At 64.5% G+C, this 26,982-nt stretch carries 26 protein-coding genes; 14 read left to right on the top strand and 12 right to left on the bottom strand.

Features of this window, described 5'->3' with window-relative positions:
* Positions 1-35: 35 nt before the first annotated feature.
* The 4 genes from fabF to fabD all read right to left on the bottom strand — a co-directional run bounded on the left by fabF (position 36) and on the right by fabD (position 3,454).
* A complete protein-coding gene (fabF, locus tag SIN08_RS03270) occupies positions 36-1,292 on the bottom strand; it encodes a beta-ketoacyl-ACP synthase II (protein WP_322450084.1) in 1,257 nt (418 codons plus the stop codon).
* Between the two features lie 51 nt (positions 1,293-1,343).
* On the bottom strand, positions 1,344-1,580 hold the full coding sequence (locus SIN08_RS03265; RefSeq protein WP_261520798.1) for an acyl carrier protein: 237 nt from the start codon (positions 1,578-1,580) through the stop codon (positions 1,344-1,346).
* A gap of 167 nt (positions 1,581-1,747) precedes the next feature.
* A complete protein-coding gene (fabG, locus tag SIN08_RS03260) occupies positions 1,748-2,485 on the bottom strand; it encodes a 3-oxoacyl-[acyl-carrier-protein] reductase (RefSeq protein WP_322450083.1) in 738 nt (245 codons plus the stop codon).
* Positions 2,486-2,512: 27 nt separating this feature from the next.
* Positions 2,513-3,454, bottom strand: a complete 942-nt coding sequence (gene fabD / locus SIN08_RS03255; RefSeq protein ID WP_322450082.1) for an ACP S-malonyltransferase — start codon at positions 3,452-3,454, stop codon at positions 2,513-2,515.
* A gap of 427 nt (positions 3,455-3,881) precedes the next feature.
* Between fabD and SIN08_RS03250 the strand changes: the two genes are divergently transcribed.
* Positions 3,882-4,808 (top strand): ABC transporter ATP-binding protein, encoded by a 927-nt coding sequence (locus SIN08_RS03250; protein WP_322450081.1) that lies wholly within the window; start codon positions 3,882-3,884, stop codon positions 4,806-4,808.
* Positions 4,805-5,566, top strand: a complete 762-nt coding sequence (locus SIN08_RS03245) for an ABC transporter permease (RefSeq protein ID WP_322450080.1) — start codon at positions 4,805-4,807, stop codon at positions 5,564-5,566. The genes SIN08_RS03250 and SIN08_RS03245 overlap by 4 nt, the downstream gene beginning before the upstream one ends.
* A gap of 6 nt (positions 5,567-5,572) precedes the next feature.
* Here SIN08_RS03245 and SIN08_RS03240 read toward each other — a convergent pair whose 3' ends face one another.
* Complete coding sequence (locus SIN08_RS03240; protein ID WP_322450079.1) at positions 5,573-6,709, bottom strand: DUF4232 domain-containing protein; 1,137 nt, start codon at positions 6,707-6,709, stop codon at positions 5,573-5,575.
* Positions 6,710-7,058: 349 nt separating this feature from the next.
* On the opposite strand from SIN08_RS03240, the gene rpsF reads away from it, so the two are divergent.
* The 9 genes from rpsF to purF all read left to right on the top strand — a co-directional run bounded on the left by rpsF (position 7,059) and on the right by purF (position 16,715).
* Positions 7,059-7,523 carry a 30S ribosomal protein S6 gene (gene rpsF, locus SIN08_RS03235; protein WP_322450077.1) on the top strand — a complete coding sequence of 155 codons (465 nt, stop codon included), beginning with the start codon at positions 7,059-7,061 and terminating at the stop codon, positions 7,521-7,523.
* The gene (gene rpsR / locus SIN08_RS03230) at positions 7,520-7,768 is read left to right on the top strand and encodes a 30S ribosomal protein S18 (protein WP_322450076.1); all 249 of its coding nucleotides are present in this window, start codon (positions 7,520-7,522) and stop codon (positions 7,766-7,768) included. Before rpsF ends, rpsR begins: the two co-directional genes overlap by 4 nt.
* Positions 7,769-7,964: 196 nt before the next feature.
* Positions 7,965-8,594 carry a 50S ribosomal protein L9 gene (gene rplI / locus SIN08_RS03225; protein WP_322450075.1) on the top strand — a complete coding sequence of 210 codons (630 nt, stop codon included), beginning with the start codon at positions 7,965-7,967 and terminating at the stop codon, positions 8,592-8,594.
* Between the two features lie 253 nt (positions 8,595-8,847).
* Complete coding sequence (locus SIN08_RS03220; protein ID WP_322450074.1) at positions 8,848-10,101, top strand: cyclopropane-fatty-acyl-phospholipid synthase family protein; 1,254 nt, start codon at positions 8,848-8,850, stop codon at positions 10,099-10,101.
* Between the two features lie 213 nt (positions 10,102-10,314).
* Positions 10,315-11,805: a replicative DNA helicase gene (locus SIN08_RS03215; RefSeq protein WP_322450073.1), complete on the top strand. Its 1,491-nt coding sequence runs from the start codon at positions 10,315-10,317 to the stop codon at positions 11,803-11,805.
* Positions 11,806-11,825: 20 nt separating this feature from the next.
* On the top strand, positions 11,826-12,974 hold the full coding sequence (gene alr, locus SIN08_RS03210; RefSeq protein ID WP_322450072.1) for an alanine racemase: 1,149 nt from the start codon (positions 11,826-11,828) through the stop codon (positions 12,972-12,974).
* Positions 12,975-13,166: 192 nt separating this feature from the next.
* The gene (radA, locus tag SIN08_RS03205) at positions 13,167-14,552 is read left to right on the top strand and encodes a DNA repair protein RadA (RefSeq protein WP_322450071.1); all 1,386 of its coding nucleotides are present in this window, start codon (positions 13,167-13,169) and stop codon (positions 14,550-14,552) included.
* A gap of 90 nt (positions 14,553-14,642) precedes the next feature.
* Complete coding sequence (locus tag SIN08_RS03200) at positions 14,643-15,191, top strand: CvpA family protein (protein WP_322450515.1); 549 nt, start codon at positions 14,643-14,645, stop codon at positions 15,189-15,191.
* A 51-nt stretch (positions 15,192-15,242) separates the two neighbouring features.
* The gene (purF, locus tag SIN08_RS03195; protein ID WP_322450070.1) at positions 15,243-16,715 is read left to right on the top strand and encodes an amidophosphoribosyltransferase; all 1,473 of its coding nucleotides are present in this window, start codon (positions 15,243-15,245) and stop codon (positions 16,713-16,715) included.
* Here purF and sugE read toward each other — a convergent pair whose 3' ends face one another.
* Positions 16,716-17,033: a quaternary ammonium compound efflux SMR transporter SugE gene (gene sugE, locus SIN08_RS03190; protein ID WP_322450069.1), complete on the bottom strand. Its 318-nt coding sequence runs from the start codon at positions 17,031-17,033 to the stop codon at positions 16,716-16,718. It abuts the gene before it with no gap.
* Positions 17,034-17,219: 186 nt separating this feature from the next.
* Here sugE and SIN08_RS03185 point away from each other — a divergent pair, with 186 nt between their 5' ends.
* Both SIN08_RS03185 and SIN08_RS03180 read left to right on the top strand, forming a co-directional pair.
* Positions 17,220-17,966, top strand: coding sequence for an SDR family NAD(P)-dependent oxidoreductase (locus tag SIN08_RS03185; RefSeq protein ID WP_322450068.1), 747 nt, complete (start codon positions 17,220-17,222; stop codon positions 17,964-17,966).
* A gap of 174 nt (positions 17,967-18,140) precedes the next feature.
* Positions 18,141-18,860, top strand: a complete 720-nt coding sequence (locus SIN08_RS03180; protein ID WP_322450067.1) for a 2-acyl-glycerophospho-ethanolamine acyltransferase — start codon at positions 18,141-18,143, stop codon at positions 18,858-18,860.
* A gap of 16 nt (positions 18,861-18,876) precedes the next feature.
* On the opposite strand, the gene SIN08_RS03175 is transcribed toward SIN08_RS03180, so the two are convergent.
* Genes SIN08_RS03175 through SIN08_RS03165 form a run of 3 tightly spaced genes read right to left on the bottom strand, consistent with a single transcriptional unit; the run spans position 18,877 to position 21,377 of the window.
* Positions 18,877-19,683, bottom strand: a complete 807-nt coding sequence (locus SIN08_RS03175; RefSeq protein WP_322450065.1) for a phosphatidylcholine/phosphatidylserine synthase — start codon at positions 19,681-19,683, stop codon at positions 18,877-18,879.
* Positions 19,683-20,381, bottom strand: coding sequence for a phosphatidylserine decarboxylase (locus SIN08_RS03170; RefSeq protein ID WP_322450064.1), 699 nt, complete (start codon positions 20,379-20,381; stop codon positions 19,683-19,685). Before SIN08_RS03170 ends, SIN08_RS03175 begins: the two co-directional genes overlap by 1 nt.
* A gap of 36 nt (positions 20,382-20,417) precedes the next feature.
* Positions 20,418-21,377 (bottom strand): LysR family transcriptional regulator, encoded by a 960-nt coding sequence (locus tag SIN08_RS03165; RefSeq protein ID WP_322450062.1) that lies wholly within the window; start codon positions 21,375-21,377, stop codon positions 20,418-20,420.
* Positions 21,378-21,539: 162 nt separating this feature from the next.
* Here SIN08_RS03165 and bla point away from each other — a divergent pair, with 162 nt between their 5' ends.
* Positions 21,540-22,436: a class A beta-lactamase gene (gene bla, locus SIN08_RS03160; RefSeq protein ID WP_322450061.1), complete on the top strand. Its 897-nt coding sequence runs from the start codon at positions 21,540-21,542 to the stop codon at positions 22,434-22,436.
* Positions 22,437-22,559: 123 nt separating this feature from the next.
* Here the strand turns inward: bla and SIN08_RS03155 are convergent, their stop codons facing one another.
* From SIN08_RS03155 to SIN08_RS03145, 3 genes are all read right to left on the bottom strand, one after another.
* Positions 22,560-24,440 carry an ABC transporter ATP-binding protein/permease gene (locus SIN08_RS03155; protein ID WP_322450060.1) on the bottom strand — a complete coding sequence of 627 codons (1,881 nt, stop codon included), beginning with the start codon at positions 24,438-24,440 and terminating at the stop codon, positions 22,560-22,562.
* Between the two features lie 13 nt (positions 24,441-24,453).
* On the bottom strand, positions 24,454-24,804 hold the full coding sequence (locus tag SIN08_RS03150) for a metalloregulator ArsR/SmtB family transcription factor (RefSeq protein ID WP_322450059.1): 351 nt from the start codon (positions 24,802-24,804) through the stop codon (positions 24,454-24,456).
* 446 nt (positions 24,805-25,250) lie between these two features.
* Positions 25,251-26,897: a LysM peptidoglycan-binding domain-containing protein gene (locus SIN08_RS03145; RefSeq protein WP_322450058.1), complete on the bottom strand. Its 1,647-nt coding sequence runs from the start codon at positions 26,895-26,897 to the stop codon at positions 25,251-25,253.
* Positions 26,898-26,982 lie beyond the last annotated feature (85 nt).

Genomic DNA, 26,982 nt, shown 5'->3' with positions numbered 1-26,982 from the left:
AAATTTCTGGCCACGAGGCCCGGCGACGCGCGCCGTCAAGCCTCGAAACGCCGGAAGACCAACGAGGCGTTGGTTCCTCCAAAACCGAAGGAGTTCGACAGGGCGACGTCGACGGACCGCTCGCGCGGCTGGTTGGGAACGAGGTCGATCGCCGTTTCCGCTTCGGGATTGTCCAGGTTGATCGTCGGCGGAACCATGTTGTCGCGGATGGCCAGGATCGAGAAGATCGCCTCGGCCGCCCCCGCCGCGCCAAGGAGATGACCGATCGAGGACTTGGTCGACGACATGGAGATCTTCCCGGCCGCATCGCCGACCAGGCGCTCGACGGCACCCAATTCGATCGTGTCGGCCATGGTGGAGGTGCCATGGGCGTTGATGTAGTCGATGTCGCCCGGCGTCAGGCCCGCGCGCTTGATCGCCGCCTTCATGCAGCGATAGGCGCCGTCGCCGTCCTCGGACGGCGCGGTAATGTGATAGGCGTCGCCCGACAGGCCGTAGCCGACGATCTCGGCATAGATCCTCGCGCCACGCGCCCTGGCGTGCTCGAGCTCTTCCAGAACCACGACCCCGGCCCCCTCGCCCATGACGAAACCGTCGCGGTCGCGGTCATAGGGACGGGACGCCTTCTCGGGCGTGTCGTTATAATTGGTTGACAGCGCCTTGCAGGCGGAGAATCCGGCCATCGAAAGGCGGGTAACCGGCGATTCCGTCCCGCCGGCCAGCATGACGTCGGCATCGCCCAGCATGATCAGCCGCGCCGCGTCGCCGATGGCGTGCGCGCCGGTCGAGCAGGCCGTGACCACGGCGTGATTCGGCCCCTTCAGCCCGTGGCGGATCGATACCTGGCCGGAGACCAGATTGATGATGTTGCCGGGGATGAAGAACGGGCTGATGCGCCGCGGACCGCGTTCGCGCAGAAGCAGCGCGTTCTCGGCAATACCCTCGATGCCGCCGATCCCCGATCCGATCAGCACGCCGGTGGCGTTGCGGTCGTCATCGTTCTGCGGCAGCCACCCCGAATCGGCCAAGGCCTGGTCGGCGGCGGCAATGCCGTAGGTGATGAACTCACCGACCTTGCGCTGCTCGCGCGGCTCGAGGAAGGCGTCCGGATCGAACGCCCCCTCGCCCTCACGCGGGATGATGTTGGCGATCTTGCACGGCAGGTCGTCGACCTCGAACTGGTCGATGCGCCTGGCCGCGCTTCTGCCGGACAGCAAGCACTTCCAACCGTGCTCGACTCCCACACCGAACGGCGAGAGGAGTCCCATACCCGTGACGACGACGCGTCTCATCTTATGGATTATCTCGCCATTGACGCTGCTTTACCCCGCATTTTGCGGGCCTCAGGCCGTTGCCTTCTCGATATACTTGATCGCGTCGCCGACGGTAAGGATCGTTTCCGCGGCATCGTCGGGAATCTCGACCCCGAACTCTTCCTCGAAGGCCATCACCAGTTCGACGGTGTCGAGGCTGTCCGCGCCGAGATCATCGATGAAGCTGGCCTGTTCGGTAACCTTGTCGGCATCGACGCCAAGGTGCTCGACGACGATTTTCTTGACGCGTTCTGCAGTATCGCTCATGTGGGAACCCTCGACTTCATGAATTTGCGGTCTTCGTTAGCGGCAGGATAGCCGCTAATCAAGCTGAAAAGATGCCTCTATCAACGGCATTGTCATCTCGACCCGCGCGAATATCACGGATCGGCGTGCCACGGAACACCGGCGGGGCGCCTTGCTCTCCAGGAACTTCAGATCATTACCATGCCGCCGTTCACGTGGATCGTCTGGCCCGTCACATAGGCCGCCTCGTCGGAAGCGAGATAGAGAACGGCCGAGGCGACCTCGTCGCCCGTGCCCATGCGCTTCATGGGGATGACCCCCATGATCGAATCGCGCTGCTTCTCGTTCAGCTTTCCGGTCATGGCTGTTTCGATGAAGCCCGGCGCCACGCAATTGACGGTGACGTTGCGGGTGGCGATCTCCTGGGCGAGCGACTTGGAAAAGCCGATCAGCCCGGCTTTCGAGGCACAGTAGTTGGCCTGGCCGGGATTGCCGGTGACGCCGACGACCGAGGAAATGTTGACGATGCGGCCGAAACGGCGGCGCATCATGGGATGGGTGAGTTCCCGGGTCAGGCGGAAGACGGAACCGAGATTGACATCCAGCACGGAATCCCAGTCCTCGTCGCTCATGCGCACGAACAGGCCGTCTCGCGTGATGCCGGCATTGTTGACGAGGATTTCCACGCCTTCGAGCTCTGATTCGGCCTTCTGGGCCAACGCCTTGATTTCGCTGCGGTCAGACAGGTCTGCGGGAAAGATCCTCGTGCGCTCGCCGAGTTCTCCGGCCAGCGCCTCCAGCTTCTCCACGCGCGTGCCGTGCAGGCCGACGGTGGCGCCCCGGGCGTGCAGCGCGCGGGCGATGGCCTCGCCGATGCCGCCGGATGCGCCGGTTATCAGTGCCTTGCGGCCGGTGAGATCAAACATGGCCTGTTCCTTCCTCGAACATATTCCTCAGCCGAGCACCTTCATCGCCGCTTCGACATCGGCGGGCGTGTTGACGGTGACGGGCTTTATCTCACGGTTGATCCGGCGGGCAAGACCGCTCAGCACCTTGCCTGAACCGATTTCGAAGAGCGTGTCGACACCGTTCTCGCCGAGCCAATCGACGGTTTCGCGCCAGCGCACCCGCGCCGTCACCTGCTCTACCAGGCTGGCGGCGATCTCTTCCGGATCTGACAGCGGCGTGGCACTGACATTCGCCACGACCGGCACGGCGGGCGGGTTCGCCTTCACCTCGGCCAGCGCCTCGCGCATCCGCTCGGCTGCCGGCGCCATGAGCGCGGAGTGGAAGGGGGCGGAGACCGGCAGCATTATGGCGCGTTTGGCGCCCTTCTCACCGGCCAGCCGGGCCGCTTCCTCCACCGCGGGCCTGGCACCGGAGATCACGAGTTGCCCCCCGCCATTGTCATTGGCGACCTGGCACACGGAGCCGCGCCCCGCCTTGGTGCAGATGGCTTCTACATCCGACGGCTCCAGCCCGATGATGGCGGCCATAGCGCCCTCGCCGACGGGGACGGCCGCCTGCATGGCGTTGCCGCGGATGCGCAGCAGGCGCGCGGTGTCGGTGAGGCTGAACGTGCCGGCGGCGCACAGTGCGGAATATTCGCCCAGAGAATGCCCGGCGACATAAGCCACCTTGTCGCGAATCGACAGACCGCCTTTCGCCATCACGCCGAGAGCGGCCATGGAAACGGCCATCAGCGCGGGCTGCGCATTGGCGGTCAGCGTCAGCTCGTCCTCGGGCCCTTCCCACATGATCCTGGACAGCCTTTGATTGAGCGCTTCGTCCACCTCCTCGAAGACATCGCGCGCCTCGCCGAAGGCCTCGGCCAGTTCACGCCCCATGCCGACGGCCTGGCTGCCCTGGCCGGGAAAAGTGAAAGCGATGCCCATCGCAGGCTACTCCCAAAGCTCATCCATTCGGGTCGCAGGTGGTGGCCCAACATGCCCCCGCCGTCAAGCCTCTTGAGTTTTCGTGCGCGATGCGCGCCATCCCCGGTGGAAACCGCCGCGGCCGCCCGCTTGGAGCCTGATACGTATCGGTTTTGCCTGGTCATGCCGTTCATCGCCGCGGAGGTGCCGGCGGGGGCCGCTGCCGAACGCTCCAACTTGCCTCCGTAGCCGAGCTGGATCCTGCAATCGTTTGACTTGAAAGGGGATTTTCTCCTCTCCTGTCAGGAGAAGTCAGGCGTCTTTGCGTGCCCGGTATGGCATCCTGGCGGCAAGTCGCCTATATGAAACCGGCTTCGTCATCCGGCGCTTTCCTTGGCGGTTTGCCTGGCGTCCTTTCGCACACCATTTCAGCCTCTTGTTGGTCTCCATGCAGCACGCGATTTCCATCTCAGAGCTTTCCAAGGTCTATGATTCGGGGTTTACCGCCCTGCACGGGATCGATCTCGAGATTCACAACGGCGAGATCCTGGCGCTTCTCGGCCCGAACGGCGCCGGCAAGACGACGCTCATTTCCATCATCTGCGGCCTCGTGAACCCGACCACCGGCACGGTCACGGTGCGCGGCCACGACATCATCGAGGATTTCCGCGCGGCGCGGCAACTGATCGGCCTCGTGCCGCAGGAACTGCATACGGAGACCTTCGAGACGGTCTGGGATACGGTGAGCTACAGCCGCGGCCTGTTCGGGAAGAAGCCCGATCCGCAGCTAGTGGAGCAGATCCTGAGAGACCTTTCCCTCTGGGACAAGAAGGGCAACAAGATCCTCGAGCTTTCCGGCGGCATGAAGCGGCGTGTCATGATCGCCAAGGCACTGGCGCACGAGCCGCAGATCCTCTTTCTCGACGAGCCAACGGCAGGTGTCGACGTGGAGTTGCGCAAGGACATGTGGCAGCTTGTGCGCCGGCTGCGGGAAGCCGGCGTCACGATCATCCTGACCACCCACTATATCGAAGAGGCCGAGGAGATCGCCGACCGCGTGGGCGTGATCAACAAGGGCCGGCTCGTCGTCGTCGACGAGAAGAGCGAACTGATGCGCAAGCTCGGCAAGAAGCAGCTGACGCTCGAACTGAACGAAGCCATGCCGACGCTGCCGGAGACGCTCGGGCGCTACGACATCGAACTCGACGGCGGCGGCCGGCAGCTCGTCTACCGCTATGACACCCAGGCGGAGCGGACGGGGATCGCCTCCCTGCTCGCCGACCTCAACAGGGCCGGCGTGACGGTCAAGGATCTCAACACCCGGCAAAGTTCGCTGGAGGACATTTTCGTCAGTCTCGTGGAGGAAGCACGGTGAACTTCGAGGCCGTCAAAGCCATTTACGCATTCGAGATGGCGCGTATGCGGCGCACCATGCTGCAAAGCGTGGTTTCGCCCGTGCTTTCCACCTCGCTCTATTTCGTCGTCTTCGGCGCGGCCATCGGCTCGCGCATCGAGGAGGTCAACGGCGTCCCGTACGGCTCGTTCATCGTGCCGGGACTGATGATGCTCACGCTCCTGCAGAACTCGATCTCCAATGCCTCCTTCGGCATCTATTTCCCGAAATTCATCGGCACCATCTACGAGGTTCTGTCCGCCCCCGTCTCCTTCGTGGAGATCCTGCTCGGCTATGTGGGTGCGGCGGCGACGAAGTCGATTATCCTCGGCGCCATCATCCTGGCCACGGCGCATCTCTTCGTGCCGATCGAGATCAAGCATCCCTTCTGGATGCTCTTCTTCCTGGTGCTGACCGCCGTCACCTTCAGCCTGTTCGGCTTCATCATCGGGATCTGGGCCGACAACTTCGAGAAGCTGCAGCTCATCCCGCTGCTCATCGTCACGCCGCTTGTCTTTCTCGGCGGCTCCTTCTATTCGGTGGAGATGCTGCCCGAATTCTGGCAGACGGTGACCTATTTCAATCCCGTGCTGTACCTCATCAGCGGCTTTCGCTGGAGCTTTTACGAGACGGCCGATGTGAGCCCGGTGATCAGCATCGCCATGATCACCCTGTTCCTCGCCTTCTGTCTCGGGCTCGTATGGTGGATCTTCAAGACGGGGTACCGGCTGAAGGCCTAGTTCCGCTCAGATCGACGACAGGAGCGTCGATATCGCGGCGATCGGCGTGACCACGACGCCGGGACAGTTGGCATAGGGGAACTCCAGTGTTTCCAGCCATCTCTGGGAATGCGGCAGCGCGACTTTCACCTTGAGGGGTCCGGCGCTCGGGTCGCAGGCGTTGGCCGTGTTGAGTGCGAACCAGGCCGTCCTGTTCTTCGGCGACAGCACGACGGGCAACGGCGGCTCCGGGACCCTCGAAAAATAGGTGCTGCCGGAATATTCGGCATTGTCCGGCTGTGTGTCTCCCCCGCCGTCGAGGACTGCGATCGCCGGATAACCCCGCAGCACACACGCACCCGCGCCGTCATACGTGAAGAAGTACACGTCCAACCTCTTGGACATGCCGGCGTCACCGAACTGGCTGCTCGTGACCCTGATGTCGGAAGGCGTGCAGTTCACCACGGGATTTTCCATCAGGTCGGCAAGGCTCTTCACGTCCTCCAGACGCTGCTGGACAGCTTCCTCAATGCACTCCTGAAGCTTCGTCTCGGGCGGACACATGTACGGGGTGCTCGGAAAAGCCGACTGCTGCGCCTCGAAAGCCGCTCTCCAGCGCGCCGGCAGCTTTGGGCTCAAAGCGCCTGCGATCTGGTCGATCTGCCGCACCGCATCCAGCAGCTTGCGGCTGCTGCAGACCGTCTTGTTGTAATCGTCGGCCTTGCTGTAACCGTCAGTGACGCCGGCGCCGTTTTCCTTTTGTGCGGACGCACCGCAGTCGGGAACGAACGGGTAACCGGGTTGCTGGGCGGGATTGGCTGGGCTGTTGAGCGACAGCGCCGGCAGGACCGTCGATATGGCGTTGTAGGCCTGGATCAGACAGTCGACATTGCCGCCGCAGCGATCGCGGGAGCCGTGTATCCATGAGACTTGCAGCTCCTTGTACTTCCTCGCGAGCGCCGAGCCTTCCTCGACCGAACCGAGGAGCTGGTGATAGGTCTTCGCCAGTTCCTCATCCAGTTTGGCGAGTTCGGGCGTATTGCAGATGGCCCACTCGGTGTTGGTTTCGGCCTTGCCGCAATCGAAGCTTTGAGCGGGCGCCGCGAAGGACCAAAGGGCGGCAAGAATAGCAACCAAACAGGCGAAGAATCTCGAAATGCGCATAATTATTCCCTACTTTCAATGGTTTATGAAATGAATGAAAAGGGAAACCCATCTGCTTCCTTCTCTACCAGAAGTCAAGCGTGCCGGGTAGCACTTAGCCACGCCGGTTCACGGGTTGCATCCGGGGCAAAACCCTGTATAAGCGCGCGGTCTGCCGGTCTCAGCCGGGGGCTGAACGGAGGGCCGGACGCTGGCGTCCGCCGTGAAGACAGAAGTTTTCCGCCTCCCGTGTCTCCGCTCTCGACCGTCTCCAACATGCGCCTTTCTTCTCCGGATTTCCGGCAAGGGAGGTCGCTGAGGCTTAGCCGCTGGGTCCGGACAGGCAGGAAAGCAGAAGAAAGGCAAGACAATGGCTCTTTACGAACATGTGTTTCTTGCCCGGCAGGATCTCTCGCCGCAGCAGATCGATGCGCTTGTCGAGCAATACAAGGGCGTCATCGAGAACGGCGGCGGCAGCATCGGCCGGGTCGAGACTTGGGGACTGAAGTCCCTCGCCTACCGGATCAAGAAGAACCGCAAGGCCTATTTCACGCTCATGGACCTCGACGCGCCGGCCGAGGCGGTCAAAGAGATGGAGCGGCAGATGGGGCTTTCTGAGGACATCCTGCGCTTCATGACGGTGCGCGTGGACGCCCACGAGGAAGGACCGTCGGCGATGATGCAGCGCCGCGACGATCGTGGCCGCCGCGACGACCGCGGCCCGCGAAGGGACCGGGACGACGGCCCGCGGCGGGACCGCGACGATGGTCCGCGGCGGGATCGCGACGATGGTCCGCGCCGTCAGCGCGAAAGCAGTGAGGGAACCCAACAATGATCGACATCAACCAGATCCCGACCCGGCGCCCCTTCCACCGGCGCCGCAAGACCTGCCCGTTCTCCGGCGCCAACGCGCCGAAGATCGACTACAAGGACGTGAAGCTCCTGCAGCGCTATATTTCCGAGCGCGGCAAGATCGTGCCCTCGCGGATCACCGCGGTGAGCCAGAAGAAGCAGCGCGAGCTCGCCCGGGCGATCAAGCGTGCGCGCTTTCTAGGTCTCCTACCCTACATGGTGAAGTAAGGCCGGCGCGGGCACTTTCGGTGCCCGCCCCCTCCCCCGCGGCGGGCGCGGAGCGAGGTATACGAAAATCCCGAGTTGGGGCGGGAAGCCCCTAACTGCCGACGAGGCAGGACAGCGAACCAGCCGCAAGGCACCCCGTTTCCTGACCTGCCTCCTGATTGCAACCGGCGCCGGGCGCCGAAAGGAAACGGAAACGATGGAAATCATTCTTCTCGAACGCATCCCGCGGCTCGGCCAGATGGGCGATGTCGTGAAGGTCAAGGACGGCTTTGCGCGCAACTTCCTCCTGCCCCAGGGCAAGGCCCTGCGCGCAAACGCGGCCAACAAGAAGAAGTTCGAATCGCAGCGCGCCGATCTGGAGGCACGCAATCTCGAGCAGCGCAAGGAAGCCGAAGGCGTCGCCGAGAAGCTCGACGGCAAGACCTTCGTCGCCATTCGCTCGGCCGCCGAAACCGGCCAGCTCTACGGCTCCGTCTCGCCGCGCGACATTGTGCAAACCCTCAACGAGGAAGGCTTCAAGATCGGTCGCAACCAGGTCGAGCTCAACCAGCCGATCAAGACCATCGGTATCACCAATGTGGCAATCGCCCTGCATCCGGAGGTGATCGTCACCATCTCGCTCAATATCGCCCGCTCGGATGACGAGGCCGAACGGCAGGCACGCGGCGAGACACTCGATTCGGCCGAGGCCATCTACGGCGAAGACGTCAACGAAAGCGCGCGCCCCGAGGCGTTCTTCGATCCCGAGGCCGAATACGGCACGGAAGAGGAAGGCGCTCCGGCGAGCGAAGAGACCGGCGGCGACGAGGCGGACGAGAGCGCCTGACATCGCCAACCGGGCGGAATTTTTAAGGGGGCCGGCGGCAACGTCCGGCCCCTTTACTTTTTCTGAGCCAACGGTTCAGCAGATTTGAACCAATTGCATCCCAGCCTTACCAAACCCAGCGAATAAGGGATTTCGCGCACCGGACCATCCCGACAGCTGCGGCCATCCCTGCCGGCGGCGGAAGCAGCCAGCCTTTTCAAGTACTAGCTATCTGATACATAATGATATTGTCCCAGAGCTTTGGGGGTAAGTGATGAATCGGTTGCTTGCAAATTTGGCTGCGCGCCTGGTGCGGACCGGAAATCTGACCATCACCGATGCAGACGGCGCCGTGCACAATTTCGGCGACGGGTCGGGGGAACCGGTGCATGTCGTCATCCATTCCAGACGGGCGGAACGGGCGATCGCCTTCGACCCCATGCTGGCTGTGCCGGAAGCCTATATGGACGGCGCGCTGGACTTCGAAAAAGGCGATCCGCTGGCGCTGGTGAAGCTGACCTACGAGAACATTGAGGCCGGCGGGGGCGAGGTGCTGGCGATGAAGCTCGGCGAAGGCTTGCGCTTCCTCTTCCGTCGCCTGCACCAGTTCAACCCGGCGAGGCGTTCCAGGCGCAACGTGCAGCGCCACTACGACCTTTCGGGCGAGCTCTACCGCCTCTTCCTCGACGAGGACATGCAGTATTCCTGCGCCTATTTTCCCACGCTCGACATTTCCCTTGAAGAGGCCCAGCGCGCCAAGAAGCGCCACATCGCCGCCAAGCTCGCACTCGGGCCGGGCCAGAGGGTGCTCGACATCGGCTCGGGCTGGGGCGGCATGGGGCTTTACCTGGCGCGCCAGTTCGATGTCGACGTGCTGGGTGTGACGCTTTCGCAAGAGCAGCACACGGTTTCCCAGGAGCGCGCACGGAAGGAGGCGCTTGCGGGGAAAGCACGTTTCGAGATCGCCGATTACCGGGCGCTCTCCGGTCCCTTCAACCGAATCGTCTCCGTCGGCATGTTCGAGCATGTGGGTATCAACCACTACCGTACGTTCTTCGACAAGTGCGCGCAGCTCATGAGCGACGACGGCGTGATGCTTCTGCACACGATCGGCCGCACCTCCGGACCGTCGGTCACCAACGCCTTCATCCGCAAGTACATCTTTCCCGGCGGCTACATCCCCTCGCTGTCGGAAATCCTGCCAGCGATCGAGAAATCCGGTCTCATCGTCACCGATGTCGAGGTGTTGCGGCTCCACTATGCCGAAACGCTGAAGAACTGGCGCGAGCGTTTCATGGCCAATCGCGACAAGGCGGTGGAGATCTACGATGAGCGATTCGCGCGCATGTGGGAGTTCTACCTGGCGGGCTCTGAGGCTTCCTTCCGTTGGCAGGACATGGTGAACTTCCAGATCCAGATCGCCAAGAAACGCGACACGCTGCCGCTCACGCGCGACTATATGGGCGAGACGGAGAAGCGGTTGGCCGCACCTGCAAGGGCAAAGACGTTTACCGACGCGGCGGAATAGGAATATTCTCCACCGTGACGAAGTGATTCGCCTGTCAAGCGGGACAGTACTTTCCGCCGCAGCCGGCAAGCCGGCATGTGGATATCGGGTGCTTCGGCGCGCCACGCATCGGAACGGCTTACACCCGGCGACCCGAGGGTCTAGGAGAGTACATCTGATTGGGGGGTGCCGGATCGTGTCGTTGTGCCGGCAACCGACAAAACGGAAGAACCGATGGCCGACGCAGTCCGCAAGCTCAACACAGCGGAGGCGCCTCTTTATCGCGAGGCGCCCAACAATATTGAGGCCGAGCAGGCATTGCTCGGGGCGATCCTGGTCAACAACGACGCGTTCTACCGGGTCTCCGATTTCCTGAAGCCCACGCATTTCTACGAGCCGCTGCACCGCAAGATCTACGAGGTGGCGGGCGAGCTCGTCCGCATGGGCAAGATGGCCAACCCGGTGACGCTCAAGACCTTCCTCCCCGCCAACGAAAAGGTCGGGGAACTCACGGTCCAGCAATATCTGGCGCGGCTCGCAGCCGAGGCCGTGACCGTCATCAACGCCGCCGATTACGGCCGCGCCATCTATGACCTCGCCGTACGCCGGGCATTGATCACCGTCGGCGAGGACATGGTCAACATCGCATATGACGCGCCGGTCGACATGGCGCCGGCCGAGCAGATCGAGGACGCCGAGCGGCGGCTGTTCGAACTGGCGGAAACCGGACGTTACGACGGCGGCTTCGAGAGCTTCGGCGATGCCACCAAGACCGCCATCGACCTGGCGAACGCCGCCTTCATGCGCGACGGGCACCTCTCGGGCATCGCCACCGGCCTGCGCGACCTCGACCGGCGCATGGGCGGGCTGCAGCCCTCCGACCTCGTCATCCTCGCCGGCCGCCCCGGCATGGGCAAGACATCGCTTGCCACCAACATCGCCTACAACATCGCCTCGGTCTACGAGCCGGCACAGCAGGCGGACGGCTCCTTCAAGGCAGCCAATGGCGGCGTCGTCGGCTTCTTTTCCCTGGAGATGTCGTCGGAGCAGCTCGCCACCCGCATCATCTCCGAGCAGACGGAGATCCCCTCCTCCAAGATCCGCCGCGGCGAGATCACCGAGGCGGACTTCGAGAAGCTGGTCGGCTGTGCGCAGATGATGCAGAAGATCCCGCTCTTCATCGACCAGACGGGCGGCATCTCCATCGCCCAGCTCGCCGCGCGGGCGCGCCGGCTGAAACGCCAGCGCGGGCTCGACGTCATCGTCATCGACTATGTGCAGCTGATGCAGGGCACCTCCGCCCGGGCGGCCCAGAACCGCGTGCAGGAAATCACCGAGATCACCACCGGCCTGAAGGCGCTGGCCAAGGAACTCGGCGTGCCCATCATCGCGCTGTCGCAGCTTTCGCGTCAGGTGGAAAGCCGCGACGACAAGCGACCGCAGCTTTCGGACCTGCGCGAATCGGGCTCCATCGAACAGGACGCCGACGTGGTTCTCTTCGTCTATCGCGAGGAGTATTATCTGAACAATCGCGAGCCGAAACCGGGCTCGGAAGAGCATCTGAAGTGGGAGGCGGAGATGAACGAGGCGCGCGGCAAGGCCGAAGTCATCATCGCCAAACAGCGCCACGGACCTACCGGAGCGGTCAATCTCGGCTTTCAGGGTGAGTTCACGCGCTTCTCGGATTTGGCAGAAGAATCGCACCTGCCGGAGCGCTTCGAATAGACGTGGAACAGGCGCCCCATATGAGCGGCAGCGGCCCGGCGCCGCATCTGGCGGGGGGACGGCTGACGATCGACCTCGACGCGCTGGCCGACAATTACCGCCTGCTGGCAAAGCGCTCCGTGCCCGCCGAGGCGAGCGCGGTGGTGAAGGCGGACGCCTACGGCCTCGGGTTGGCGCCGGTCGCCCGCACGCTTTGGGCCGCGGGCTGCCGGCGCTTTTTCGTGGCGCTGCCGCACGAAGGGCTGGCCTTGCGCGCCGTCCTGCCCGAGGCGCAGATCTTTGTCTTCAACGGGCTGTTCGGGACGGAGGCCGCCGCCGTCTATCGCGAGGCGCGACTCGTGCCCGTTCTCAATTCGCAAAGCGACCTGTCGACCTGGGAAGCCCATGGCTGGAACGGGGAAGGCTCCCGTCCCTGCGCGATCCACCTGGAAACGGGCATGAACCGGCTCGGCCTGACGGCCGAACGCGCGCGCACGCTCGCCGAGGAGAACACCCTGACGCGCGCGCTCACGCCCATCCTGGTGATGAGCCATCTGGCCTGTGCGGATGCGCCGGATCATCCGATGAATCGGCGACAATGCGAATCTTTTCAGGTGCTTCGGGCGCTTTTTCCAGAAATCGAATCAAGTCTTGCCAATTCCGCCGGCATCTTTTTGGGCGGCGATTTCCTGTGTGACGTCACCCGGCCGGGCATCGCCCTTTACGGCGGCGCGCCGAACGGGACCAAGCCCAATCCCATGCGCCAGGTGGTCACCGCCGAGGCGCGCATCGCGCAGGTCAGGCGCGCCAAGGCCGGCGAGACGGTGAGCTACGGCGCCACGCCGCTTGCCCGAGACACGATTATCGCCGTCGCCTCGACCGGCTATGCCGACGGCTATCACCGCGCCGCCTCCGGCGGCGGCGTGCCTCTGCGCGCGGTAGACGGCGGCGCGAGCGGGTTCTTCCACGGACAGGCCGTGCCGGTGCTGGGCCGCGTGACAATGGACCTCACGCTCTTCGACGTCACCGACCTCGGCGCCGATGACGTCGCGGTGGGTGACCACATCGAGCTTTTCGGGCCGAACATGCCCATCGACAGCGTCGCCGCGGCGGCCGGCACCATCGCCTACGAACTGCTGACGTCGCTGGGGCAGCGGTATCATCGCGAATATGTTGGGGGCGAGGCGTGACGGGATGCTGATTTGCCGCGAGCAACTCCGTCAGCCGTCGTCCCGGCCAAGGGAGCTTTGCGACCGCGAGCCGGGATCCATTCCGCGACTCTTCGGTGGTCCGGAATGGATTCCGGATAGCCTCCGCTCTGCTCCGGCTTCCGGGATGACGCGCGTACACGCGGCCACAATCGTCGACAGGACCGTCTCCTGATGGCCAAACCCCGCATCCAGTTCGTCTGCCAGAATTGCGGCACCGTGCACGCCCGCTGGGCGGGCAAGTGCGACGGGTGCGGCGAGTGGAACACGCTCGTCGAGGAAGGCACGTCGACCGGTATCGGCGGCGGGCCGCAGGCTCTGCGAAAGGCGCGCGCAGGCCGGCCGGTCGCGCTGACGACGCTTTCGGGCGACATCGAGGACGCGCCGAGGATCGTCACAGGCATCGGCGAACTCGACCGTGCCACGGGCGGCGGTTTCGTGCGCGGTTCGGCCCTTCTCGTGGGCGGCGACCCCGGCATCGGCAAGTCGACGCTGCTCACCCAGGCTGCCGCTGCACTCGCCTCCAAGGGCCTGCGCATCGTCTATGTCTCGGGCGAAGAGGCGGTGGCACAGATCCGTCTCAGGGCGCAGCGGCTGGGCGTGGCGGAAACGCCGGTGGAGCTTGCCGCAGAGACCAATGTGGAAAACATCCTGGCCACCATCGGCGACGGGCCGCGGCCGGATCTCGTCATCCTCGATTCCATCCAGACGCTGTGGACGGATCTCGCCGAATCCGCGCCGGGGACGGTCACGCAGGTTCGCGCGGCAGCGCAGGCCATGATCCGCTATGCGAAATCCACGGGAGCGGCCATCGTGCTCGTCGGCCATGTTACCAAGGAAGGCCAGATCGCCGGCCCGCGCGTGGTCGAGCACATGGTGGACGGCGTGCTCTATTTCGAGGGCGAAGGCGGCCACCACTACCGCATCCTGCGCACCGTGAAGAACCGTTTCGGCCCGACCGACGAGATCGGCGTCTTCGCCATGGGCGACAGGGGCCTTGCCGAGGTGCCGAACCCCTCCGAGCTTTTCCTGGGCGAGCGCACTGCCGCCGCTCCCGGAGCGGCGGTCTTCGCCGGCATGGAGGGCACGCGGCCCGTCCTTGTGGAAATCCAGGCGCTGGTCGCCCCCTCCCCCCTCGGCACGCCGCGGCGGGCGGTGGTGGGCTGGGACACGGCGCGGCTTTCCATGGTGCTCGCCGTGCTGGAGGCCCATTGCGGCGTGCGGTTCGCCACCCATGATGTCTATCTGAACGTGGCCGGTGGCTACCGCATCTCGGAGCCTGCGGCGGACCTTGCCGTAGCCGCGGCGCTCGTCTCCTCGCTTACCGGGCTTGCTCTGCCCGCCGATTGCGTCTATTTCGGCGAAATCAGCCTTTCGGGCGCGGTGCGGTCGGTGGCCCATGCGGCAACCCGGCTCAAGGAAGCCGAGAAGCTGGGCTTCGCCCAGGCCGTGATGCCACCGGGAAACGAGGAGCCGGCGGGCGGCATCTCGGCAAACGTGCAACGGCCGGAGGCGCTTGCGGACCTTGTCGCCCGGATAGCGGCGTCCCGAGCACCGTAACGGAAGAAAAAGAAATGGCGGCTGGCAGGCCGGAAGATGAGCAGGATATCGGTGCGGGGGCATGCCGCCTGATATGGAGTTGGGGTGACAATGCCAATTACGCTGCTTGACGGAATCCTCGTCGGTTTCACGCTGGTCTCGGCGATGCTGGCCATGGTGCGGGGGTTTTCCCGCGAAGTCCTGTCGATCGCCTCGTGGGCGATCGCGGCGGTGGCCGCCTATTTGCTCTACCCCTTGGTGCTGCCCTATGTGACTCCCTATATAGGAAGTGCGATCATCGCGCTGGTGGTGGCGGCCGCAGCGGTTTTCTTCGTGACGCTGATCATCGCGACGGTGATCACGATGAAGGTCGCCGACTTCATCATCGATTCGCGAATCGGCGCGCTCGACCGGACGCTGGGCTTTCTCTACGGCGCGGCGCGCGGCATACTGGTGGTGGCGGTGGCGCTTCTGTTCCTGAACTGGCTTTTGGGCTCGAACCCTCCGACATGGGTGGCCGAAGCCAAGTCGCGCCCGCTTCTGGATGGCATGGGGCAATGGCTGCAGGGTCTGATGCCCGAAGATCCGGAACTGTCCATCCTCGACCGCATGTCGTCCGAAACAGACGCGGCGGCCGGAACGGAGACAAACGAAAACTGACGGCCGAAACGGCCGCCAGAGCGCAAGCAACAACGCATGAGGCGGCCAGCAATGGCGGACAACACTGATTTGCCTTTCCCGGGCGAAGCCGACGACCATTTCCATGATGAATGCGGCGTCTTCGGCATTTTCGGACGCCAGGACGCGGCAGCCATCGTGACGTTGGGGCTCCACGCCCTGCAGCATCGCGGCCAGGAGGCGGCAGGCATCGTCTCTTTCGACGGCAGCCAGTTCCATGTCGAGCGACACATCGGGCTCATCGGCGACACTTTCACCAAACCCGCCGTTCTGGAGCGGCTGAAAGGGTCGCGCGCCATCGGCCACACGCGCTACGCCACGACGGGCGGGTCGGGCCTGCGCAACGTGCAGCCTTTCTTTGCCGAGCTTGCCGACGGCGGGCTGGCGGTCGCGCACAACGGCAACATCACCAATGCCATGACCGTTCAGCGCCGGCTGCAGAAGCAGGGGTCGATCTTCTCCTCCACCTCCGATACCGAAACGATCATGCATCTGGTGGCGACCAGCAGGGAGCGCCACACCAATGCCCGCTTCATCGATGCGGTGAGCCAGCTCGAAGGGGCCTTTTCCCTGGTGGCGCTCACCTCGAAAAAGATGATCGGCTGTCGCGATCCGCTAGGCATTCGCCCGCTTGTCCTCGGCGAGCTCGAGGGCGCTTATATCCTGGCCTCGGAGACCTGCGCGCTCGACATCATGGGGGCGCACTTCGTGCGCGACCTCCAGCCTGGCGAGATGGTGGTGGCCACCGAGCAGGGAATTGAAAGCTTCTTCCCCTTCCAGCCGGCCAAGCAGCGCTTCTGCATCTTCGAATATGTCTATTTCGCACGCCCCGACTCCTCGGTGGAGGGACGCAACGTCTATGACGTGCGCAAGGAGATCGGCGCGGAACTGGCGCGCGAGAATCCGGTCGAGGCCGATATCGTGGTGCCGGTGCCCGATTCGGGCACGCCGGCGGCGATTGGCTTTGCGCAGGAGGCAGGAATTCCCTTCGAGCTCGGCATCATCCGCAATCACTACGTTGGGAGGACTTTCATCCAACCGACCGATTCCATCCGCCACATGGGCGTGAAGCTGAAGCACAACGCCAATCGCAAGTCGATCGAGGGCAAGCGGGTGGTGCTCGTGGACGATTCCATCGTGCGCGGCACGACCAGCCAGAAGATCGTGCAGATGGTGCGCGACGCCGGCGCCAGGGAGGTCCATATGCGGATCGCCTCCCCGCCGACGCGCGCCTCCTGCTTCTACGGCGTCGATACGCCGACGACGGCGAAGCTTCTGGCCTCGCGCATGTCTGTCGAGGAGATGGCCGAGTTCATCCGCGTCGATTCCCTCGGTTTCCTGTCCATCGACGGGCTCTACCGGGCCGTCGGCGAGGCCGCCCGCAACAACGAGGCCCCGCAGTTCTGCGATGCCTGCTTCACCAAGGACTATCCGACGCGGCTGACCGACCAGGACGGCACGGACAACGTGCGCCAGCTCTCGCTGCTGGCGGCGGGCGGGCAGTGATCAGGGCGTGACCAGCTTCAGCCCGACGACGCCCACCACGATCAGCCCGACGCAGATGAGGCGCGGTGCGTCCGCCGATTCGCCGAACAGAAGAATTCCGAAAAGGACGGTGCCGACCGCACCGATCCCCGTCCACACCGCATAGGCAGTTCCGAGCGGCAGGACGCGCAATGCAACCCCGAGCAGCGCGAAGCTGGCAATGATCCCGGCGCTCGTGGCCAGCGTCGGCCACAGCCGGGTGAAGCCCTCGGTGTATTTCAAGCCGACGGCCCAGCCGATCTCCAGCAGGCCGGCGGCAAAAAGGACAAGCCAAGCCATTCTCATCTCCATCATCGAATGGCGATGAGGTCGTCCTCATCCGTTTTAGGGAATGAGTGGGGTCGTCCCCGCTCGGCGCGCATGTAGACCCCGTTGCCGTCCGCTGCAATATGGCCGTGCCGGGTTTCTCTGAAACACGATTCGTAATATCACCGGGCGGACCGTTGAAGCTGCAGGAATCCATGCATGCCCCACTCGATCGATCTCTCCGGCCGCACCGCCCTCGTCACCGGGGCCTCGCGCGGCATCGGCTACTTTCTGGCCAAGGACCTCGCCGCGGCGGGGGCGCATGTGATTGCCGTGGCGCGGACCATCGGCGGACTGGAAGAACTGGACGACGAGATCAAAGCGGCGGGCGGCGAGGCCACCCTGGTGCCCCTGGACTTGACGGACATGAGCGGCATCGACCGCATGGGGGGCGCAATCCACGAACGCTGGGGCAAGCTCGACATCCTGGTGGCGAACGCCGGCATCCTGGGCGTCATCTCGCCGATCGGACATGTGGAGGCGAAAACCTTCGAGAAGGTGATGGAGATCAACGTCACCGCGACCTGGCGCTTGATTCGTGCCGTCGACCCCCTCCTAAGGGCGTCCGATGCCGGGCGGGCCATCGTCATGTCTTCCGGCGCGGCACACTCGGCACGAGCCTTCTGGGCGCCCTACGCGGCGTCCAAGGCGGCGATCGAAGCGTTGGTACGCTCCTGGGCGCACGAAACGGAAAACATGCCGCTGAGGGTCAACGCGGTCAATCCGGGCGCCACGCGCACGGCGATGCGGGCGCAGGCGATGCCCGGTGAAGACCCGCAAACCCTGCCGCACCCTTCCGAGGTGGCTGAGAAGATCATGCCGCTCGCCAGTCCCGCTCTTACCGAGACCGGGCTCATCTTCGACGTGCGCAAGGACCGATTCGTGCACTACCGAATGCCGGAATGACACCCTGAAATCGCGATTGACCTCGCTTCATCTTCCGCTACCCTGCGCGACGTCGGCCGTGAGAAGCCGCAGCGCGGGTGGAGTGACGTGCCTTAAGGGTGTCAATCGCTCCGGCTTGTTGTCGCCAAGAACGGATCATGCAGCGGAGACAGGCCCGCTGGCGGGAGGTGCGGAATGACGATGGCCATAGCGCTTGTGAGCGCGGTCCTGGCCTTTTGGCTCGCCGCCGCTCTGTACTGTCAGTTGCGCTTGGAGATCAACCTGCACCAGGCTCTTCTCTACGCGCCTTTGAAAGTTCTTTTCCGCATCGAGGACGGGGCGATCGGCACCGCGCGCACCGCCGAACCGCCCGTCATCTATGCGATCTGGCACCGTTCGCGTCTGGAGCCGGCGCTGATGCTGGCGCTGCTGCCCAGCGACACGCTGCATATCCTCGACGAGGATTCGGCCCGGGCCTGGTGGCTCGACCCCTGGCGGGCGCTGGCGCGCACGATCGTCTTCAACGCGCATCACGTCTTCGTCAGCCGGCGGCTCGTGCGCCGCCTCAGGGGGAAGGGCCGGCTTGCGGTCTATCTGCCGGACGACGAGACACCGGACCCCAAGGCCTTTCGCCTGTTTCGCGCCATCGCCCGGATCGCGGCCAATGCCGAGGCGCGCGTCGTGCCGATTCATGTGCAAGGCGCCGGCCGCAGCTTCTTTGCGCTCGCACCGCAGGAAAAACGGCAATTTCTGCCCCACTTGAACATCTGCACCCTCGAACCGCTCACCATCGGCGAGATGGTGGCGCAAGCGGCGGAAGCGGAAAAGCCGATGGCCGCCAATGCAATGTTCGACCGCTTGATGGCCGTTCGCCGTCCCCTCCCCGAAAAGCAGGAAGAGCCCGAGGCCGCCTGAAGCAGCTGGCGTGCCGCTATTCGACGTCGTCCTCGGCTTCTTCGCGCGCGGCCCTGCGCTGGTAGGCCCGCATGCTGAATACCAGGAAGACGAGATAGAGAATGGCCGAAACCGCCATCGTCTCCCAGGTGAAGCTGGCCAGCAGCAGCGCATAGAGCACGACCACCAGCATCAGCGGCATGACGAACTCGCGGCGCACACGGCTGCCCGAGCTCTTGCCGGAATAGACCGGCAGACGGCTGATCAGCAAAAAGGCGATGCCGAGCGTGTAGATACAAGCGGCGATAGCGACCGGCCCTTCGGGAGAGATCCCGAGGAAGCCCAGATAGACGGGCAGCATGACCAGTGCCGCACCCGCCGGTGCGGGGACGCCGACGAAATAGTCGGTTTGCCAGGCTGGACGGTCGTTATCATCCAGCATGACATTGAAACGGGCGAGACGCAGCGCGCAGGCGATGGTGAAGAGAAGGGCGGCGATCCAGCCGATGGCTCCTGCCTGGTCGAGCAGATAGGCATAGAGGACCAGCACCGGGGCGACTCCGAAATTGACGATGTCGGCGAGCGAATCCATCTGCGCACCGAACCGCGAGGAGGCCTTGAGCATGCGCGCGACCCGCCCGTCGACCGCATCCAGGAAGGCCGCCAGAAGCACCATGACCACGGCGGTCTCGACCCGCCCCTCGAAGGCCAGCCGGATTCCCGACAGGCCCGCGCAGATGGCAAGCACTGTGATGAGATTGGGCACGATGAGCCGCAGCGGGATTTCGCGGATGCGCGGGCCGCCTCCGCCATGGGGCTCGAAAGGGGGAAACGGCCCCACCATCAGGACACGCGCACCAGCGGGGCCGGCGATTCGCTGCCGAATTCGGCAATCACCGTCTCGCCGCCGACCGCCGTCTGGCCCACCGCCACGCGCGGCCGGGCCTCGGCCGGCAGATAGACGTCGACGCGCGAGCCGAAGCGGATCAGGCCGAAGCGCTCGCCGACGGCGATCTCGCCCGGCGCTTCCGCCCAGCAGACGATGCGGCGGGCGACAAGACCGGCGATCTGCACCACCGGCACGGGACCGTGCGGGCTTTCGATGACAAGGCTGTTGCGCTCGTTCTCATCGCTTGCCTTGTCGAGATCGGCGTTCAGAAAGCGCCCCGGCCGATGCTCGATGAGCGAGATGCGCCCGCGCACCGGCGCGCGGTTGATGTGGCAGGAGAAGACATTCATGAATACCGAAATGCGCGTCATCTCGTTGTTGCCGATGCCGAGTTCGGCGGGCGGCAGGGCTGGCCCGACGGACGAAACGATGCCGTCGGCGGGCGCGATGACAAGTGTGTCGTCGACGGGCGTGACGCGCGGCGGATCCCGGAAGAAATAGGTGCACCAAGCCGTCAGCACGACGCCGATCCAGAACAGCGGCTCCCAGAGCAGGCCGAGGAGGATCGAAGCGACGGCGAAGCCCGCGATGAAGGGATAGCCCTCGCGGTGGATGGGAACGAGCGTATTCCTGATCGTGTCGGCTAGACTCATCGCTCGGCGTCCCCACAAAGTTCCGTTGCCGGTTTCCTAACTGAAAGGCGGGCTGGCTGCAACGCGGCCAGCGTCCGGCCCGTCACGTGCCGGACGCGGGCTTTGATCTTTTGCATTCTCCTGCACGTCCGTCGTCATCTCGGCTAGGATCCATTGCCCGAAGGCTTTCATGGCGGCCGATTCCGTTCGCGATTTCAGGCGCGTCAGCCAATATCTTCCCGTCGACACCGTGGTTTCGAAGGGCTGCACGATGCGCCCCTCTTCAAGCTCGCGAGTGAACATGGCGACGGGAACCAGCGCCACACCGACCCCGCGTGCGGCCGCCTCGACGAGAGTCAGCGACGAATCGAACATCCAGCCGCGCAGGCTCGGCGGCTCAAGCCCTGCGGCCTTGAACCAGAGGGCCCACTCGTCCCTGCGATAGGAGCGCAGCAACTCCTCTCCTGTCAGGTCCTGCGGCCTGGCCAGGCGAGCAGCGAGCGCCGGGGCGCAGACCGGTGCAAGGGGCGCGTCCATCAGCGGCAGCGATTCCGTCCCATGCCACGCGCCATCGCCGAACCGGATGAAGAAATCGAGCCCGTCGACCAGGATATCGGCACGATTGTTGTTGGTCTTGAGACGCAGGTCCACATGCGGATGTCCCGCCTTGAAGCGCCCAAGCCGTGGCAGGAGCCAACCGGTGGCGAACGTGCCGACCACGCCGACCGTGAGAATTTCCCGGAAGTTGCCTTCCTCGAACTGGCTGAGCGTGGCGCTCACGCGGCGGAAGGCGTCGGTGAGCACCGGCAGCAGCGCGTGCCCCTCCTCGGTCAGGGCGAGCCCTCGCGGCAATCGCTCGAACAGAGAGGTCCCGAGCACTGCCTCCAGCGCCTTGACCTGGTGGCTGACGGCTGTCTGCGTGACATGCAGTTCCATGCCCGCACGCGTGAAGCTTCCGAGCCGGGCCGATGCTTCGAAGGCTCGAAGGGCATTGAGCGGCAGTTGCGAAACGTCCATGGGCATTTCTCTCCGGCGAACAAGGCCAAGTTTTTCTCATATCAGAGCCGAGAATTCATCGTTTGGCTACGGTCTCCTTCTGCGCGTATTCGGGCTGCGGGCGGGATATCGGAAAAACGGTTCCTCCCGTGCCAATGGAAGGGACCAGGATCGGAGATGCAAATGACAAGTGGAATGACACGCCGCCAGACTCTCGCCGGTGCCCTGCTTGCGGCCCCGGCACTTGCGCTTCTGCAGGCCAACACCGGAGCGGCGCAGGAAACCATGGGTGCAGAAGGCCGCCTTGCAAAACTGGAAGAAGCCAGGGGCGGCCGGCTCGGGGTCGCCGTACTCAATCTTCAGACCGGCAAGCGCATCGGGCATCGCGCCGACGAGCGCTTTTTAATGCTGAGCACCTTCAAGGCACTGGCGGCCGCCCTGGTACTCGCCCGGGTCGACAAGGGCGAGGAACAGCTCGACCGGCGTATCGTCTTTTCCCGTGCGGATCTCGTCTCCTGGTCGCCCGGCACCGAATCCCGCGTCGGCGGAGACGGCATGACTGTGGGGGAGCTTTGCGCAGCGGCCGTGACCCTCAGCGACAACACGGCGGCGAACCTCATTCTTTCCAGTTTCGGCGGGCCGGAGGCGCTGACGGCCTTCGCCCGGTCCCTCGGCGATCCTGTCACGCGGCTCGACCGCACCGAACCCGGCCTCAACGAGCACGACGGGCCGGATGACATCCGCGACACCACGACGCCGGCGGCGATGCTGGAAAGCCTGCGCAAGCTCCTTTTCGACAATGCACTTTCGCCATCCTCGCGCGCGCAACTGGCCGCGTGGCTGATCACCAACAAGACGGGCGACGAGCGGCTGCGGGCGGGCCTGCCCGAGACGTGGCTCGTCGGCGACAAGACCGGGACCAACAGCCAGAGAAGCGGCAACAGCAACGACATCGCCGTGGCATGGCCGCCGGACCGCGGCCCCGCGATCGTCACCGCCTATTGCAAGATGCCGTCGATCTCGGGCGAGGCGCGGAACGCGGTCATCGCCGAGGTCGGCCGGATCGCCGCCATGGTGTGAGGGCAGGCATACGAATTTGCGCTATGCGCCAGAACGTCATCCCGGCTGGAGGGAGCGCCGGGATGGCGGGGCTGGCGTGGCCGAGAGGATAACCACCAGCGGCCCTCTCCAACCCGTTCTGCTTCAGTAGCTCGGCACTTTGCGCTCGATAATGCCCATTGCATCCTCTTCGCGGGCGCGGCGCAGGCGCTCTTCCGCTTCGCTCGCCTCGCGCTGGCGGTTCCACATCTCGGCGTAAAGACCGCCGGCTGCGAGAAGAGCATGATGGGTGCCGCGCTCGGCGATATGGCCCCCCTTCAAGACGATGATCTCGTCGGCGCCGATCACCGTGGAAAGCCGATGGGCGATGACCAGCGTGGTGCGGCCGCGGCTGACCATGTCCAGTGCAGCCTGGATTTCCTGCTCGGTATGGGTGTCGAGCGCCGAGGTCGCCTCGTCGAGGATGAGGATGGGCGGCGCCTTGAGGATGGTGCGGGCGATCGCCACGCGCTGCTTTTCACCACCGGAAAGCTTCAGCCCACGCTCGCCCACCATGGTATCGTAGCCGTGCGGCAGGCTGTCGATGAAGGATGCGATCTGGGCGAGCTCGGCGGCGCGGCGCACCTCCGCTTCAGACGCGTCCGGACGGCCGTAGCGGATGTTGTAGCGGATCGTGTCGTTGAAGAGCACCGTATCCTGCGGCACCATGCCGATGGCCGCGCGCAGGCTTTCCTGCGTGACGTCGCGCACGTCCTGCCCGTCGATGCGTATGGCGCCCTTCTGGATATCGTAGAAGCGGAACATCAGGCGCGAGATGGTCGACTTGCCCGCACCCGAGGGGCCCACCACGGCCACGGTTCTGCCGGGGGGAATATTGAACGAAATGCCCTTGAGGATGGGGCGGCTCTGGTCATAGGCGAAGGAGACGTTCTCGAAGCGGACGTCGCCGTCGCTCACCTTCAGCGGTCGGGCGTCCGGCCGATCCTGCACCTCCTCGGGGACATCGAGCAGGTCGAACATGTGCTCGATATCGGCGAGGCCCTGGCGAATCTCGCGATAGACGAAGCCGATGAAGTTGAGCGGGATGGATAGCTGCATCAGCATCGCGTTGATGAAGACGAAATCGCCGATCGTCTGTGTGCCGCGCATGACCTCCCACGCAGAAAAGCCCATGGCCGTTGCCATGCCCAGACCGAAGATGACCCCCTGGCCGAAGTTCAGCCAGCCGAGCGAGGTCCAGGTCTTCGTCGCGGCCTCCTCGTAGCGCGCCATGGACTGGTCGAACCGGCGCGCCTCCATCGCCTCGTTGTTGAAATATTTGACCGTTTCGAAATTGAGCAGCGAATCGATCGCCTTGGTATTGGCGTCGGTATCGGACTCGTTCATCTCGCGGCGGATATTGATGCGCCAATCGCTCGCCCGCACCGTGAACCAGACATAGAGCAACACCGTGACGGCGATGATCGCCACGTAGATCCACCCGTAGGCGACGGCGAAGATGACCGCCGACAGCGCGAATTCGAGTAGCGTGGGGATCGTGTTCAGGATGGTGAAGCGGACGATCGCGTCGATGCCCTTGGTGCCGCGCTCGATGATGCGCGACAGGCCGCCGGTGCGCCGCTCGAGGTGGAAACGCAGCGACAGCGCGTGCATATGGACAAAGGTGCGGTGGGCAAGCTGGCGCACCGCATGCTGGCCCACGCGGGCAAAGAGTGCATCGCGAAGCTGGTTGAAGCCGAGCTGCACGATCCGCATCACGTTATACGCGATCACGAGCATCAGCGGCCCGGCCAGTAGAGCGGGAACAAAGGCGGGAGCGCTCCCCTCCCCGGACAGGACATCGGTTGCCCATTTGTAGAAGTAGGGCACCAGGACCAGCACAACCTTAGCAAGGACCAGGAAGGCCGTCGCCACCAGCACCCGCATCTTCAAATCGCGCCGGTCCGCCGGCCACATGTAGGGCCAGAGGTTTATGAGCGTGCGCAGCGTCGAGCCGGACTCGGCGGAAACCGTTTTCTCTGCCACTTCTGATGCTGCCTTAATTTGTTTCGTGGTGTTCCGCCTGCACCATGCAGGTCTCCACCAGACCGCCGAAAGCGTGCGAAAGCGCCAACAGCGCCTCCCGGTTGACCGTATAGCGGGAACGCTGGCGTTCCGGCCTCATGCGCACCAGCCCTGCATCAATCAGCACCTTCAGATGCTGGGAGACGGTGGATTGGGCGAGATGAAGCTGCGCCATGTGCAGCCGATCGACAACGTCCTTGCAGCAGCAGGCGCCGGCGCCCGAAAGGTGGCACAGGATCTCGATCCGGACGGGATGCGCCAGGGCCGCGAGCCCGCGCGAAAGCGCATCCGGAGTGCAACAGGACGCACCGTGAGAGGGAGGCATAGTCGTTTGCGTGCCATCATTCATCGTACATCGACGATAGACGATGAATGATGGATTTGCAACTGTATGCCGGTGCACCGGACAGCAGGCGGCGGCAGTTGCGGATCGGCTTGGAGTCTGACCCGGATGCCCGCCAAACTGAGACCGGCCTTTTCTGGTTGGCTTCTTGGACGGCGGCAAGCGGCCCTACTCTTCCTGGCAGGAAGAAGGGGATTTCACAAACTTCGCGTCGTGAACGCTTTCGTCATCGCCGGGGAAGTCGGCAAAACTCTCCACCATCTTCTCCGGCTCCAATGTCCCGGAACTGACCATTTTCGTCGATGACGTCCAGCGCGTAGGGGGTGCAATCGCGACTATAAAGCCGCCAGCATCCTTCGGCCTAGATCAACCGGTTCGTCCGCGACCCCGATAAAGGCCAGGGCATAGCCTCCTCGCTATGTCGTTCGTCAGCGGGAGGATTCTCGAACCGGTTCGGAAGGCTGGACGGCCTGTTCGCCGATGGCGCTCAGGTCAGCGGCCTCGCCTTCCTCCGTTTCCTCGGGCAGGTTGAAGATCTGCCCCGGCCAGATGAGGTCCGGGTCCTCGATCTGATCCTGATTGGCGAGATAGATCGTTGTGTAGCGGACACCGCGTCCATAGACGCGGCGGGAAATCTCCCAAAGCGTGTCACCCCGGCGGATGATGACGGAGCCATCGGCCGGTTCCAGACGCGGCGCCAGGTCGGCTGTCTGCTCTTCACCACCAGCGGCGGTTCCGGGCGTTCCGTCCGCCTCTCCGTCGCCGGCCGCCCCCTCGCCGCCTTGGCTGTCACCGTCCACGCCTGCTCCAGGCCTGCCACCTTCAACCTGTGTCGCCCCCGGAGCCACCGCCGCGACGTTGTCACCGGTCTGCCGCTCGAAAGGTACCGCCGCGCGCGCGATCACGGTCGCACCATCCTCGTCGAGGACGTCGGCGCGCACGATGTAGTCGCCGACGGGAAGTTCGCGTTCGGCCTGGACAAGGAAGCGCCCGGCGGGCGTCGCCCGCGTCTGCCCGATCAGGAGATCGTTGAAATAGACCCGCACCTGGTGGCCGGGTTTGGCTCTGCCGGCGACGAACACATCGCGGCCGTCGATCTCCACCGCCTCGATAAAGGGCGCATGCGGCTGCGACCCGTCGCCGGAGGCAGGATCGGTCGGGCCGCCTTCGGCGGCCTCGCCATCGCCCCGTTCAGCCGCTACCGCATCCTGCCCGTGTTCGCCCGCCGCCTCGGCGCCGGTCTGATCGGAGGCCCCGGAGCGCCCGGCCTCGCCGGCATCTTCGCGGATATCGGCGGTTTGCCGCGCGCCCTCGGCTCCGGCGTCGCCGTCGGCTTGCGCCGTGCCGGTTGCATCATCCGTGGCGGAAGGCCGGCCGCCTGCGCCTTCCACGCCGGTTTCCCCTTCCTCTTCGGAGATGGGATCGGCCGCATTGCCGGAAGCGACTTTCTCGTCCGCGCCGGATCCTTGCCGGTTTCCGGAACCCTCGCCACCCTGCGGCACGGAAATCAGTCGGCTCGGCTCACCAGGCTCCTGCACGAGGGCCACGACCTCCCCGCTTTCGGCGTTGGGCACGGAGACGACGGCAGTCTCCCTCGACGTTGCCGCGACATGGTCCGACGAGGTGGAGCGCAGAACGATGTTGTGCTCGCCAGGCTTGAGTTCCTCATCCAGCACGGCGGCGAAGTCGCCCGAAGGGCCGGCCCTGGCGGTGGCGAGAACGGAAGAGCCGCTGACGATCTCCACTTCCGAACCCGGTGCGGCCCGGCCGGCGACGACCAGCGAGCCGTCCGGTTCCACCCGAACGATGTCGAAGGCCGGGACGATCACATCGTCCTTCGCCGCCTCGCTCCGTTCTCCGGCGGTATCCTCTCCGTCTGTCAAACGCGCACCGGTCTCGGGCGTGGAGCCTTCGTCGGCAGAGGGACGCGCCGGCCCGGCGGGATCGGATGGACCGGCCATTTCCTGCCCACCGTTCGCGACGGGATCGAACGCGCCGGCGAAATAGGCCGCGCCGCTGCCGGCGATCAACGCCCCGGCTATGAAGAGCAGCACTTTAAGCGGAGTACTCGCCATCGATAAACGGTCCCTAAGCCCAATTTGAAGGGTCTATCCTGTTTTCGTAAAAGCGACAAGAAAAAGCCCTAAAAATCGGGGATCT

It is taken from the genome of Chelativorans sp. M5D2P16 (assembly GCF_034427935.1).
GTDB lineage: Bacteria > Pseudomonadota > Alphaproteobacteria > Rhizobiales > Rhizobiaceae > Chelativorans.
This window is presented reverse-complemented; position numbering and strand designations above follow the sequence as displayed.

Bases quoted from the DNA above. Each gene is read 5' to 3' on its own strand.
- fabF (WP_322450084.1), bottom strand. From the start codon at position 1,292: ATGAGACGCGTCGTCGTCACGGGTATGGGACTCCTCTCGCCGTTCGGT.
- SIN08_RS03265 (WP_261520798.1), bottom strand. From the start codon at position 1,580: ATGAGCGATACTGCAGAACGCGTCAAGAAAATCGTCGTCGAGCACCTT.
- fabG (WP_322450083.1), bottom strand. From the start codon at position 2,485: ATGTTTGATCTCACCGGCCGCAAGGCACTGATAACCGGCGCATCCGGC.
- fabD (WP_322450082.1), bottom strand. From the start codon at position 3,454: ATGGGCATCGCTTTCACTTTTCCCGGCCAGGGCAGCCAGGCCGTCGGC.
- SIN08_RS03250 (WP_322450081.1), top strand. From the start codon at position 3,882: ATGCAGCACGCGATTTCCATCTCAGAGCTTTCCAAGGTCTATGATTCG.
- SIN08_RS03240 (WP_322450079.1), bottom strand. From the start codon at position 6,709: ATGCGCATTTCGAGATTCTTCGCCTGTTTGGTTGCTATTCTTGCCGCC.
- rpsF (WP_322450077.1), top strand. From the start codon at position 7,059: ATGGCTCTTTACGAACATGTGTTTCTTGCCCGGCAGGATCTCTCGCCG.
- rpsR (WP_322450076.1), top strand. From the start codon at position 7,520: ATGATCGACATCAACCAGATCCCGACCCGGCGCCCCTTCCACCGGCGC.
- rplI (WP_322450075.1), top strand. From the start codon at position 7,965: ATGGAAATCATTCTTCTCGAACGCATCCCGCGGCTCGGCCAGATGGGC.
- SIN08_RS03220 (WP_322450074.1), top strand. From the start codon at position 8,848: ATGAATCGGTTGCTTGCAAATTTGGCTGCGCGCCTGGTGCGGACCGGA.
- SIN08_RS03215 (WP_322450073.1), top strand. From the start codon at position 10,315: ATGGCCGACGCAGTCCGCAAGCTCAACACAGCGGAGGCGCCTCTTTAT.
- alr (WP_322450072.1), top strand. From the start codon at position 11,826: ATGAGCGGCAGCGGCCCGGCGCCGCATCTGGCGGGGGGACGGCTGACG.
- radA (WP_322450071.1), top strand. From the start codon at position 13,167: ATGGCCAAACCCCGCATCCAGTTCGTCTGCCAGAATTGCGGCACCGTG.
- SIN08_RS03200 (WP_322450515.1), top strand. From the start codon at position 14,643: ATGCCAATTACGCTGCTTGACGGAATCCTCGTCGGTTTCACGCTGGTC.
- purF (WP_322450070.1), top strand. From the start codon at position 15,243: ATGGCGGACAACACTGATTTGCCTTTCCCGGGCGAAGCCGACGACCAT.
- sugE (WP_322450069.1), bottom strand. From the start codon at position 17,033: ATGGCTTGGCTTGTCCTTTTTGCCGCCGGCCTGCTGGAGATCGGCTGG.
- SIN08_RS03185 (WP_322450068.1), top strand. From the start codon at position 17,220: ATGCCCCACTCGATCGATCTCTCCGGCCGCACCGCCCTCGTCACCGGG.
- SIN08_RS03180 (WP_322450067.1), top strand. From the start codon at position 18,141: ATGACGATGGCCATAGCGCTTGTGAGCGCGGTCCTGGCCTTTTGGCTC.
- SIN08_RS03175 (WP_322450065.1), bottom strand. From the start codon at position 19,683: ATGGTGGGGCCGTTTCCCCCTTTCGAGCCCCATGGCGGAGGCGGCCCG.
- SIN08_RS03170 (WP_322450064.1), bottom strand. From the start codon at position 20,381: ATGAGTCTAGCCGACACGATCAGGAATACGCTCGTTCCCATCCACCGC.
- SIN08_RS03165 (WP_322450062.1), bottom strand. From the start codon at position 21,377: ATGGACGTTTCGCAACTGCCGCTCAATGCCCTTCGAGCCTTCGAAGCA.
- bla (WP_322450061.1), top strand. From the start codon at position 21,540: ATGACAAGTGGAATGACACGCCGCCAGACTCTCGCCGGTGCCCTGCTT.
- SIN08_RS03150 (WP_322450059.1), bottom strand. From the start codon at position 24,804: ATGCCTCCCTCTCACGGTGCGTCCTGTTGCACTCCGGATGCGCTTTCG.
- SIN08_RS03145 (WP_322450058.1), bottom strand. From the start codon at position 26,897: ATGGCGAGTACTCCGCTTAAAGTGCTGCTCTTCATAGCCGGGGCGTTG.